The following is an 11,368-nucleotide window of genomic DNA, read 5'->3' on the forward strand; positions in this document are numbered from 1 at the left end:
CCCTTGCCCCGAATCCCGCGGATAGTCCAAAGCATCTCGCAATGACTGCCCGCATCGACATGGGACTCGACGGCGGCGGCAACCCGGTTGCCGTCGATCTGGAGGAGCTGCTCGCGACCCGCCTGCTCGTCCAGGGCAATTCGGGCTCGGGCAAGTCGCACCTGCTGCGCCGCCTGCTCGAGGGCAGCGCGGGCCATGTCCAGCAAGTCGTGATCGACCCCGAGGGCGATTTCGTCAGCCTCGCCGACGCCTTCGGCCATATCGCGGTCGACGCCGCCGAATACAGCCTGACCGAATTGGGCCGCCTCGCGATGCGCGTGCGCGAGCACCGCGCCAGCGTCGTCCTCAACCTCGAGGGCCTCGAGATCGATGGCCAGATGCGCGCCGCCGCCGCTTTCCTCGCCGCTTTGTTCGACGCCCCGCGCGAGCATTGGTACCCGGTCCTCACCGTGGTCGACGAAGCCCAGCTCTTCGCCCCCGCGGCCGCCGGCGAAGTGTCGGAGGAAGCGCGCCGCACCTCGCTCGCCGCGATGACCAACCTCATGTGCCGCGGCCGCAAGCGCGGCCTTGCCGGGGTGATCGCCACCCAGCGCCTCGCCAAGCTCGCCAAGAACGTCGCCGCCGAGGCGTCGAACTTCCTGATGGGCCGCACCTTCCTCGACATCGACATGGCGCGCGCCGCCGACCTGCTCGGCATGGAGCGCCGCCAGGCCGACACGATCCGCGACCTCGCGCGCGGCGAGTTCCTCGCGCTCGGCCCCGCGATCACCCGTCGCCCGATCAGCGTCAGGATCGGCGAGGTCAAGACCGGCTCCAAGGCGGTCAGCCCCAAGCTCACCCCGCTCCCCACCGCCGCCGCCGAAGACCTGCGCGACATGCTGTTCGCGCCCGCCGCCGAGGACGAGGCGCCGCCCCCGCCGCCGCCCGCCCCGGTGCCGATGGCCGAACTGATGCGCGCCGTCGCCACCCCCGCCCCCGCGCCGGTCCCCGACATGCCGGTGCTGGAGGAAGGCGAGCAGGCCGAGGCCCGCCGCGCGATCCTCGCCGAGATCGCGAGCGAGGAGGCTCGCCAGCCGCTCCCCGCGGTGTTCCAGGATTACACCGTGCGCTGCCGCATGCGCGGGGTCGAGCCCGGCATGGACTTGCCCGGCTTCCGCAGCGCGCTCGCGCTCGCACGCGCCGGGATTCCCGATGCCGAGGGCTGGGACGAAGCGCTCACCCTCGCCGCCTCCTTGCCCGAGGAGATGCTCACCCCCTTCCTCGGCATCGCCCGCGCCGCCCGCGCGAACGAGCCCTGCCCGTCCGACGCGCAGATCGCCGCGCTTTACGGCACCAGCTCACTCGGCCGCGCCAAGCGGATGATCGCCTTCATCGAGGAAAAGGGCCTGATCGTCGCGCGCACCGATCTGTCGGGCAAGCGCAGCGTCAGCCTCCCCCATCTCGGCTGGACCACCGCGCCCTCCTGGCCCGACCCGGCGAAGCCGCCGCCGGTCGGGCGGGCGGTCGTGCGCGCGGCGGAGCGCATGCGCAATGGCTATGGGTGATTAGGAAGCAACCCGTCACCCCAGCGAAAGCTGGGGGTCTCAAGCCTCAAGCGATTCGCCCGCCCACTCCCCCGCGCTTCGCGCGCGCGCCGCGACCAGGAACTCGACATTCCCCTCCGGTCCGGTGATCGGGCTGCGCGTCACGCCCTCGACGTGCCACCCCGCGCCTTCCAGCCAGGCCACCACCTCGCCGCACACCCGCTCGTGCACCGCCGGATCGCGCACCACGCCGCCCTTGCCCACTTCGTCGCGCCCGGCCTCGAACTGCGGCTTGATCAGCGCCACCACCCACGCCCCCGCGCGCACGAAGGCGAAGGGCCGCTCGAGCACCTTGGCGAGCCCGATGAAGCTCGCGTCGCACACCACCAGGTCGACCGGCTCGGGGATATGCGCGCGCGTCAGCACCCGCGCGCTGGTCTGCTCGTGCACCACGACGCGCTCGTCCTGCCGCAGCTTCCACGCGAGCTGGTTGGTCCCGCTATCCACCGCATAGACCCGCACGGCGCCGCGCGTCAGCAGCACGTCGGTGAACCCGCCGGTCGAGGACCCCACGTCGATCGCCACCATGCCTGAGGGATCGATCCCGAAATGGTCGAGCGCGTGCGCCAGCTTGACCCCGCCGCGCGACACCCAGGGGTGATCGCGCCCCTTCACCTCCAACGGCGCGTCGGGCGCGATCGGCTGGCCGGGCTTGTCCACGCGCTTGTCGCCGCTGAACACCAGCCCCGCCAGGATCAGCGCCTGCGCGCGCGTCCGGCTCTCCGCCAGCCCGCGCTCGACGAGCAACTGATCGGGTCGGGTCTTGGCCATGGGCGCCGCTCTAGCCCCTCACCACCCCTCCGTCACCCCGGCCAATTCCCCTTCGTCACCCGGCCTGTTCCCCCTCGTCACCCCGGCCTTGAGCCGGGGCCGGGCTTTTTCGGCGGCCGAGGAAGGCAGCCTCGTCCCGGCTCAAGGCCGGGATGACGATAGAAGTGCAATCTCCGCTTTCCTACAACGAACCAGATAGGTTATTCCGAGTCGCGTAGCAGGAGGACATGAATGACCATCGACGAACTGATCGAGGAGGTGATCGCCCGCGAGGGCGGTTACTCCAATCATCCCGCCGACCGCGGCGGGCCGACGCGCTGGGGGATCACCGAGGCGGTCGCGCGGCGGCACGGCTTCACCGGCGACATGCGCGTCTTCCCGCGCGACGAGGCCGAGGCGATCTATCGCCGGCTCTACTGGCTGCGGCCGCGCATCGCCGATGTCGCGGAGCGCGCGCCCATGCTCGCCGCCGAGTTGTTCGACACCGGCATCAACATGGGGCCGGCGGTCGCGGCGCGCTTTCTCCAGCGCGCGCTCAATGCGCTCAACCGCAACGGGAAGGACTATCCCGACATGGCCGTCGACGGCGCGATCGGCCCGGCGACGCTCGCCGCGCTGGCCGCGTTCCTCGACCGCCGCGGTCCGCCCGGCGAAACGGTGCTGATCAAGGCGGTCGAGGCGCTGCAGGGCGAGCGCTACCTCGCTTTGGCCGAGCGCCGCCCCGCCGACGAAGCCTTTCTCTACGGCTGGCTCGCGAACCGTATCGGTTCGTGAACACGTCGATAGTGTCAACCTGGCGTCAACTTTCGAAAGGAAACCGGAATGAGCATCATCGAAGGCATCATCGGCCCGATCGCGGGCATCATCGACAAGATCATCCCCGACCCCAAGGCGCGCGACCAGGCCAAGCTCGAGCTGCTCAAGCTCGAAGGCACGCAGGAGATGGAGGCCGTGCGCACCCAGCTCTCGGCGATCGTCGCCGAGGCGCAGTCGGCCGATCCCTGGACCAGCCGCGCGCGGCCGAGCTTCCTCTACGTCATGTACGCGCTGCTGCTGTGGGCGATCCCGATGGGCCTGATCGGCGCGGTCCAGCCCGACATGGCCAAGGGCATCGCCGACGGCATGAACGCCTATCTCGCCGGCATCCCCGAGCCGCTCTACGCGCTCTTCGGCACCGGCTATCTCGGCTACACCGCCGCGCGCCAATGGGGGAAGATCAAGGGCGTGGAGAAATAGCCGCGCGCGGCACGACAGTGTCAACCTAGTGTAAACTTCCAGCCCGCGGGGGAGGGGACTTGTGCGGATCGCCGCCCCCTCCCCATATGCGCCGCCATGAGCGACAGCATGAAGTGGCACGGCACGACGATTCTCTCCGTGCGCCGCAACGGCCGCGTGGTCATCGCCGGGGACGGCCAGGTGACCCAGGGCCACACCGTCATGAAACCCAACGCCCGGAAGGTCCGTCCCTTGGGCGACGGGAGGGTCATCGCCGGGTTCGCCGGCGCCACCGCCGACGCCTTCACCCTGTTCGAGCGGCTCGAGGGCAAGCTCGAGCGCCACCAGGGCCAGCTGATGCGCGCCGCGGTCGAGCTCGCCAAGGACTGGCGCACCGACAAATACCTCCGCAACCTCGAGGCGATGCTGATCGTCGCCGACAAGGACATCACGCTGATCATCACCGGCAATGGCGACGTGCTCGAGCCCGAGGCCGGCATCGCCGCGATCGGCTCGGGCGGCAACTATGCCCTCGCCGCCGCCCGCGCGCTGGTCGATTACGAGCAGGATGCCGAGACGATCTGCCGCAAGGCGATGCAGATCGCCGCCGACGTCTGCGTCTACACCAACGACCGGCTCACCGTCGAAGCGCTCGACGCCGCCTGACCCCCGGGGAACATCGCGATGCTCTACTCCCGCCTCGGCGACAGCGGCCTGATCGTCTCGCGCCTGTCCTTCGGCACGATGACCTTCACGCGCGGCGGCGGCCTCGCCGCGATCGCCAAGACCGAGCTCAAGGACGCCGCGGCGCTGGTCGGGCGCGCGCTCGATGCCGGGATCAACTTCTTCGACACCGCCGACGTCTATTCCGACGGCGAGTCCGAGGAGGTGCTCGGCCAGATCCTCGCCGGCCGCCGCGACGAGGTGGTGATCGCGACCAAGGCCGGCTGGCGCATGCACCAGCCGCTCAACCGCTCGGGCCTCTCGGCGGCGCATCTCCACTGGTCGATCGACCACAGCCTCAAGCGGCTCGGCACCGATCATGTCGACATCTTCATCGCCCATCGCGACGACCGCAACACGCCGCTCGAGGAGACGCTCCAGGCGCTCGACGCGATCGTGCGCGCGGGCAAGGCGCGCTATCTCGGCTATTCCAACTGGCCGGCATGGAAGGTCGCGGCGGCGATGGAGCTGCAACGCGCCAATGGCTGGGCGCCGTTCACTCATGGCCAGCTGCTCTACTCGCTGGTGTCGCGCGACATCGAGGCCGAGCTGGTGCCGATGTCGCAGCGCTACGGCCTCGGCGTCACCGCGTGGAGCCCGCTCGGCGGCGGCTTCCTCACCGGCAAGTACAGCCGCGACAATATGGGCGAGGCCGACGACCGCCTCGCGACGCACGACGGCGTGCCCTTCGACCGCGAGAAGGGCTTCGCCCTGATTGACCGCATGCGCGAGATCGCCGCGGGCCATGGCGCCAGCGTGGCGCAGGTCGCGCTCGCCTGGGTGCTCGCCAAGCCCACCGTCTCCAGCGTCATCATCGGCGCGACCAAGCCGCACCAGCTCGACGACAACCTCGCCGCGGTGAACCTCGCGCTCGCGCCGGACGAGGTCGCCGAGCTGGACGCGCTCACCGCCGGCCCGCGCGGCTATCCCGGCTTCATGATCGACCGCATCGACCAGCCGATCGCCGCTGCCCTCGCCGCTCGCCCCGGCACGCCCTACATTCCCGAAAAAGCCTGAGAATCGAACGAGCCAGAATGAACGACAACCTGACCCCAAAAGCCATCGTCGCCGCGCTTGACGCGCACATCATCGGCCAGAAGGAAGCCAAGCGCGCGGTCGCCGTCGCGCTGCGCAACCGCTGGCGCCGTCAGAAGCTCAAGCCCGACCTGCGCGACGAGGTGACGCCCAAGAACATCCTGATGATCGGCCCGACCGGCTGCGGCAAGACCGAGATCAGCCGCCGCCTCGCCAAGCTCGCCGACGCGCCCTTCGTGAAGGTCGAGGCGACCAAGTTCACCGAGGTCGGCTATGTCGGCCGCGACGTCGAGCAGATCGCCCGCGACCTGGTCGAGGAAGCGATCCGGCTGGAGAAGGAGCGCCGCCGCACCGCGGTCAAGGACAAGGCCGAGGCCGCGGCGATGACCCGGCTGCTCGACGCGCTGACCGGCAAGGACAGTTCGCAGGCCACCCGCGAATCCTTCCGGCAGCGGCTCAACGAAGGGCATCTCGACAACAGTGAGATCGAGATCGAGGTCGAGGCGGCCGGCGGCATGCCGTTCGAGATCCCCGGCGCCGGCCCGCAGATGATCAACCTCTCCGAGATGATGAAGGGGTTCGGCGGCCCGCAGCTCAAGCGGCGCAAGATGAACGTCCACGCCGCCTGGGCCAAGCTGGTCGAGGAGGAAGCCGACAAGCGCCTCGACCAGGACGACGTCGCGCGCGCCGCGCTGGCGGACGCCGAGGCCAACGGCATCGTCTTCCTCGACGAGATCGACAAGATCGCGGTGAGCGACGTGCGCGGCGGCTCGGTCAGCCGCGAGGGGGTGCAGCGCGACCTGCTGCCGCTGATCGAGGGCACCACGGTCTCGACCAAATACGGGCCGATGAAGACCGACCACATCCTGTTCATCGCCTCGGGCGCGTTCCACGTCGCCAAGCCGAGCGACCTGCTGCCCGAATTGCAGGGCCGCCTGCCGATCCGCGTTGAACTCAAGGGCCTGACCGAGGATGATTTCGTCGCGATCCTCTCCGACACCAAGGCCTCGCTGCCCGAGCAGTACAAGGCGCTGATCGGCACCGAGGGCGTGAGCGTCGACTTCACCCAGGACGGCATCCGCGCCATCGCGCGCATCGCCGCCGAGGTGAATGTCGAGGTCGAGAATATCGGCGCGCGCCGCCTGCAGACGGTGATGGAGAAGCTGCTTGAAGAAGTCAGCTTCGACGCCGAGGACCGCGGCGGCGCGTCGCTGGTGGTCGACGCCGCCTATGTCGACCAGCAACTCGCCAGCATCGCCCGGAATACGGACCTCAGCCGCTACGTGCTGTGACGTACCAATCCTCCCCCGCCAGGGGGAGGTGTCAGCGAAGCTGACGGAGGGGGAGGATGCCAGACCATTAGCGGCTCGTGTCCCCCCCGTCGCCTGCGGCGCCACTCCCCCGCCGGGGGGAGGATTCAACGCCACCCTTCGTCAGCCCGGGCTTGACCCGGGCCAGGGCTTCTTCTGAATTCGGTCGAGCAGGTCAGCCCAGCCCCGGCTCGAGGCCGGGGTGACGATAGGGGGATGAGGTGAAATACTGGATCGTCCTCGCGGCGCTGCTCCTCACCCTCCCCGCCGCCGCGCAGGATCGCCCGCCCTGCCGCGAAGTCGGCGACCTCCCCCACCTTACACTCGACCCGCAAGCCGCCGCCCAGCTCGCCGAGATCGGCCTCGACCGCGCCGCGATCTTCGCCCGCATGCGCGAGACCTCGATTCCCGAGACGATGGGCTGCTGGGCGATGCCGGTCGGCAATTTCGACAGCCAGCTCGTATCGGTCGGCATGTCGCAATGGAATTACGGCACCGGCAGCCTCCAGCCGGTGCTGAAAGCGTGGCGCGCCAGTTTCCGCAGCCGCGCCCGCTTCAAGCGCACCCTGCGCGAGCTCGCCCCGACCTACGGCAAGCTGTTCTTCTCGAAACACTGCCTCGCCACCCCGGTCCGCGACAAATGCCGCGCCGCGATCCTCGCCGCCCACGGCCCCGACGGCAAGCTCGACCCGAGCGCCCTCGCCGAGCTCACCCGCATCTTCGAGCATGACGCGATGCTCCAGGTGCAGACCGACGCCTATGTCGCGCTCCTCCTCGAAGTCCGCGCCGAGCTGTTCCGCCTCTGGCCCGCCGGCCCGATCACCGCGCGGAAAGTCCGCTGGGCGATCGACACGCGCGTCCAGCAGAAGACCCTGCCCAATGACGAGGACGCCGCGCGCCTGCGCCGCAAGCTCGCCGCCCTCCCCGCTGCCGAGCGCCCGGCACGCCTCAAGGCGATGCTCGCCTGGTACCAGGGCCTCAGTGAAGCGGTCGATCAGGACGGCGTGTCGCGCGACTATCGATGGAATGTCGATCAATGGACCTGCCTGATCGACACCGGCCGCATCGACGACGAGCAGTTCGAGTTGCTCCACCTCACCTTCCTGCGCAGCCGCACCGCCACCGGCAATTCGGGCCGCTGGCAAGCCCTCACCTTCTCCCGCCGCGCCAAGATCGTCCTCGGCACCGGCAGCGTCAGCGGGGTCAGGGACGGCGGCTGCGCGCCCTGACCCCGCGCGCCGCCTAGAACCGCGCTCTTACGCCGCCCAGCACCGTCCGCCCCTCGCCGGGGTGGAAGATCGCGCTCGCGGCATTGGCGACCACCGCCGCCGACTGGTCGGCGACATAATGTTTGTCGGCCAGGTTGCGCGCATCGACGAAGACGGTGAGGCCGTTGCCGAGCTCGATCCCCGCGCCCACGCCGAACGTCGCATAGCCCGGCACGCGGAAGCTGTTGCGGTAGTCCGCCCAGGTCGAGCGCGGCCGCCAGTCGAGCGACGGCTCGGCGAACAGCCCGCCGCCGCCCTCGTAGCGCAGCGACGCGCGATACTGGTGCACCGGCGCGATCGGCAGCCGGTTGTCGCCATAGACGGGATCGCCGTCGAAGCGGAAATCGGACCAGGCATAGGTCTGCCGCAACCGCAGCCGCGTTTCCGCGCTGTCCAGGATCCACCAGTCGAGGCTGGCCTCGACCCCCTGGTGCCGGGTCTTGTCCGCATTGAACACCGTCGCGGGAATGGTGGGCGAGGTCTGGAAGCTCAGCAGCTCGCCCTTCACCCAGGCGTGATAATAGGTGACGTCCCACGCGATCGCGCCCTCGCGTCCGCGAGTTCCCACTTCCGCGGTCCAGGCGCGCTGCGGATCGAGCGGCACGAACACCGATCCGAGGAGGTTGGCCTGCGCCAGCGCGCCGAAGTGCGGCGGCTCCACCGATCGCGTGACATTGGCATAGACCTGCATGCCCCCACGCTCGAACAGCAGCCCGGCGCGCGGCGCGAACCATTCGTAGCTGCGCTCGGCGGTGCCGCCCGTCAGGTGGTTGCGGTAATCGCGCCCGGCATGCCCCCAGCTCGCCCCGGCGACCAGCGCCAGCTCGGGCGTCACGAACACACGTCCCTCGGCGAACAGGTCGAGCGCATTGCCGACCTGCTTCGAGTCGCCGATCCGCGGCCCCTGCGCGCTCGCCATGTTGACGAACAGGTCCTGCTCGGTCCCGCCCTCGCGATAGAAGGCGCCGAAGAACAAGTCGGACTTCAGCCCCGCCAGTTCACCCGACCAGTCGAAGCGCCCGAACGCGCCCTGGGTGTCGGTATCCTGCAGGATGAAGATGCCGACCGGATGGAACAGGTCGGTCTGCGTTGCATAGACTCCGCCCTCGAACACCAGCGCATCGCTGAGCCGCAGCCGCGTCTGCAGCGTGACGCGATAGACGTTCTGGTCACGCCGCTGGTTCTGCGCGACCGTCGCGGCGCCGGGCGCGCGCGGATCGTTCAGCGCCTGCGCCAGCGTCACCGTACCCGGCACCCCCTGGCCGATATCCGCGGCGTAGAGGATCGCGCGCACCTCGCTGTCCTCGCCGAAACTGTAACCGAGATTCAGCGTGGCGCGCAGCTGATCGGTCCAGCCTTGCACGCGATAGCCGTCGCTGTGGAAGGCGTTGACCCCCGCATAATAGTCGAACGCGCCTGCCGTGCCCGACCCCGCCGCTGCGCCGCGGATCGTCTCGTCGCTGCCGCCCTCGAGCCGGAACAGGAAGGTCGATTGCGCGGTCTTGCCGTTGGGCGTCACGAAGTTGATCGCGCCGCCGAGTTGCGCGCCGCCGAAGCGCAGCGCGTTGCCGCCCTTGTAGACCTCGACATAGCGCGCGCCGAGCGGATCGATCTTCTGGAAGTCGGAAAAGCCGTCGGCATCGGCGAACGGCACGCCGTCCTGCGCCAGCAGCACGCCGCGCTGATGGAAGCTCTGGTCGAGCCCCGAGCCGCGGATCGAGAGGCGCCCCTCCTCGCCATAGCGCTTGGCGGCGAGCACGCCGGGCACGTCGCGCAGGATATCAGGCGTGCCGACCGCAAAACGGTCCTCATAGGCCTCGGCCGCGACGACCGAGACCGAGCCGGGCGTGCGCGCGAGCCGCTCGCGCGCTTCGGCGACGACGGGCGGATCCTCCGGATTAGCCGTGCCGGTCACGATGACATCGGGCTCCCGTGCTTGCGGGTCGTCTTCGGCCCAGGCGGGTGCGGCAAGGCAAGTGGCGGCGAGCAGCGCCGCCGCGTGATAGCTTTTCATGTTCGAACAATCCTGATCAGCGCGCGGGACATGCCCGCACGCGCGTTTCGTCAATCTGGCGAAGGGATCAGGCGGTCAGCGGCGGTCCGCGCAGTGGCGGCCTCAGACGGGGCCTGCGCGCCAGCAGCGGCGCCACCACCGCGGCAAAGCCGAGCGCGAGAATGAACACCAGCGCCGCCGCGAGCAGCACCGGGTCCGCCCCCGGCAGCCACGCCAGCCCCAGCCCGGCGAACACGCAGGGCTGGTTCATCTTGGCGGACTCGTCCGGCTTGGCCGGCATCCCCGGCACCTCGATCGCGACGTGCTGCGGGCCGAACTCGGTACACACCAGCACCATGATCTGTCCCGGCCCGGCCACCGGCATGAATCCCGCCGGCACCGCCAGTTTCATCGCCAGCGCGAGCGCGAGCAGCGCGGCGGCAATACGCGGATGACGAAGGACGAACCGGCGGAACACGCCGCGCGGTTAGCGGCTGGCGCGCGCCCTGTCATCCGCTAAAGGGTCGGGCAAAAGCAGACATGCAGGGACATGCCATGGTTACCATCAAGGCCGCCGATCTGATCGAGAGCGTCGCCGACGCGCTCCAGTTCATCAGCTACTACCACCCGATGGATTACATCCGCGCGCTGGGCGAGGCGTACAAGGCCGAGCAGTCCCCCGCGGCCAAGGACGCGATCGCCCAGATCCTCACCAACAGCCGCATGTGCGCCGAAGGGCATCGCCCGATCTGCCAGGACACCGGCATCGTCAACGTGTTCGTGAAATGGGGCATGGACTGCCGCCTCGACGACACCTCGCGTAGCTTGCAGGAGGTCGTCGACGAGGGCGTGCGCCGCGCCTATCTCCACCCCGAGAACAAGCTGCGCGCCTCGGTCCTCGCCGACCCCGCCTTCACCCGCCGCAACACCCGCGACAACACGCCGTGCGTGCTGCATGTCGAGATGGTCGTGGGCGACAAGGTTCACATCGACGTCGCGGCCAAGGGCGGCGGGTCGGAGAACAAGTCCAAGTTCAAGATGATGAACCCGTCGGATTCGATCGTCGACTGGGTGCTGGAGATGCTCCCCCAGATGGGCGCCGGCTGGTGCCCGCCGGGCATGCTCGGCATCGGCATCGGCGGCACCGCCGAGCATTGCGTGCTGCTCGCCAAGAAGGCGCTGATGGAGCAGATCGACATGGCGACGCTCAAGCAGCGCGGCCCGCAGAACGATCTCGAGGCGCTGCGCATCGAGATCTTCGACAAGGTCAACGCGCTCGGCATCGGCGCGCAGGGCCTCGGCGGTCTCTCGACCATCCTCGACGTCAAGATCATGGACGCGCCCTGCCACGCCGCGGGCAAGCCGGTCGCGATGATCCCGAACTGCGCCGCCACCCGCCACGCGCACTTCACCCTCGACGGCTCCGGCCCGGCCTATCTCGAGGCGCCCAGGCTCGACCAATGGCCCGAC

At 69.6% G+C, this 11,368-nt stretch carries 11 protein-coding genes; 8 read left to right on the top strand and 3 right to left on the bottom strand.

Translation table 11 applies throughout. The features are described 5' to 3' along the window. Positions 1-41: 41 nt before the first annotated feature. Positions 42-1,544, top strand: a complete 1,503-nt coding sequence (locus tag ABDV68_RS08430; protein ID WP_343519378.1) for a DUF87 domain-containing protein — start codon at positions 42-44, stop codon at positions 1,542-1,544. Positions 1,545-1,583: 39 nt separating this feature from the next. Here ABDV68_RS08430 and ABDV68_RS08435 read toward each other — a convergent pair whose 3' ends face one another. Continuing rightward, on the bottom strand, positions 1,584-2,354 hold the full coding sequence (locus ABDV68_RS08435) for a TlyA family RNA methyltransferase (RefSeq protein ID WP_343519379.1): 771 nt from the start codon (positions 2,352-2,354) through the stop codon (positions 1,584-1,586). Between the two features lie 231 nt (positions 2,355-2,585). Here ABDV68_RS08435 and ABDV68_RS08440 point away from each other — a divergent pair, with 231 nt between their 5' ends. The 6 genes from ABDV68_RS08440 (at position 2,586) to ABDV68_RS08465 (ending at position 7,866) form a co-directional block, all read left to right on the top strand. Then, positions 2,586-3,128, top strand: a complete 543-nt coding sequence (locus ABDV68_RS08440; protein ID WP_343519380.1) for a glycosyl hydrolase 108 family protein — start codon at positions 2,586-2,588, stop codon at positions 3,126-3,128. Positions 3,129-3,176: 48 nt separating this feature from the next. After that, a complete protein-coding gene (locus ABDV68_RS08445; protein WP_343519381.1) occupies positions 3,177-3,590 on the top strand; it encodes a holin family protein in 414 nt (137 codons plus the stop codon). A 96-nt stretch (positions 3,591-3,686) separates the two neighbouring features. Further along, complete coding sequence (hslV, locus tag ABDV68_RS08450) at positions 3,687-4,235, top strand: ATP-dependent protease subunit HslV (protein ID WP_343519382.1); 549 nt, start codon at positions 3,687-3,689, stop codon at positions 4,233-4,235. A gap of 18 nt (positions 4,236-4,253) precedes the next feature. Continuing rightward, positions 4,254-5,309, top strand: coding sequence for an aldo/keto reductase (locus ABDV68_RS08455; RefSeq protein WP_343519383.1), 1,056 nt, complete (start codon positions 4,254-4,256; stop codon positions 5,307-5,309). 17 nt (positions 5,310-5,326) lie between these two features. Next, positions 5,327-6,619, top strand: a complete 1,293-nt coding sequence (hslU, locus tag ABDV68_RS08460; RefSeq protein ID WP_343519384.1) for an ATP-dependent protease ATPase subunit HslU — start codon at positions 5,327-5,329, stop codon at positions 6,617-6,619. A gap of 239 nt (positions 6,620-6,858) precedes the next feature. After that, complete coding sequence (locus ABDV68_RS08465) at positions 6,859-7,866, top strand: hypothetical protein (RefSeq protein ID WP_343519385.1); 1,008 nt, start codon at positions 6,859-6,861, stop codon at positions 7,864-7,866. 13 nt (positions 7,867-7,879) lie between these two features. Here the strand turns inward: ABDV68_RS08465 and ABDV68_RS08470 are convergent, their stop codons facing one another. Beyond that, a complete protein-coding gene (locus tag ABDV68_RS08470) occupies positions 7,880-9,919 on the bottom strand; it encodes a TonB-dependent receptor (protein ID WP_343519386.1) in 2,040 nt (679 codons plus the stop codon). A gap of 67 nt (positions 9,920-9,986) precedes the next feature. Continuing rightward, positions 9,987-10,376, bottom strand: coding sequence for a hypothetical protein (locus tag ABDV68_RS08475; RefSeq protein ID WP_343519387.1), 390 nt, complete (start codon positions 10,374-10,376; stop codon positions 9,987-9,989). Between the two features lie 77 nt (positions 10,377-10,453). On the opposite strand from ABDV68_RS08475, the gene ABDV68_RS08480 reads away from it, so the two are divergent. Then, on the top strand, positions 10,454-11,368 hold a 915-nt coding region (locus ABDV68_RS08480), incomplete at its 3' end, for a fumarate hydratase (protein ID WP_343519388.1).

It is taken from the genome of Sphingomonas sp. (assembly GCF_039595165.1).
Taxonomy (GTDB): domain Bacteria; phylum Pseudomonadota; class Alphaproteobacteria; order Sphingomonadales; family Sphingomonadaceae; genus Sphingomonas.

Coding starts and splice junctions, on each gene's coding strand:
- hslV (WP_343519382.1), top strand. CDS start 3,687: ATGAGCGACAGCATGAAGTGGCACGGCACGACGATTCTCTCCGTGCGC.
- hslU (WP_343519384.1), top strand. CDS start 5,327: ATGAACGACAACCTGACCCCAAAAGCCATCGTCGCCGCGCTTGACGCG.
- ABDV68_RS08435 (WP_343519379.1), bottom strand. CDS start 2,354: ATGGCCAAGACCCGACCCGATCAGTTGCTCGTCGAGCGCGGGCTGGCG.
- ABDV68_RS08430 (WP_343519378.1), top strand. CDS start 42: ATGACTGCCCGCATCGACATGGGACTCGACGGCGGCGGCAACCCGGTT.
- ABDV68_RS08445 (WP_343519381.1), top strand. CDS start 3,177: ATGAGCATCATCGAAGGCATCATCGGCCCGATCGCGGGCATCATCGAC.
- ABDV68_RS08440 (WP_343519380.1), top strand. CDS start 2,586: ATGACCATCGACGAACTGATCGAGGAGGTGATCGCCCGCGAGGGCGGT.
- ABDV68_RS08455 (WP_343519383.1), top strand. CDS start 4,254: ATGCTCTACTCCCGCCTCGGCGACAGCGGCCTGATCGTCTCGCGCCTG.
- ABDV68_RS08470 (WP_343519386.1), bottom strand. CDS start 9,919: ATGAAAAGCTATCACGCGGCGGCGCTGCTCGCCGCCACTTGCCTTGCC.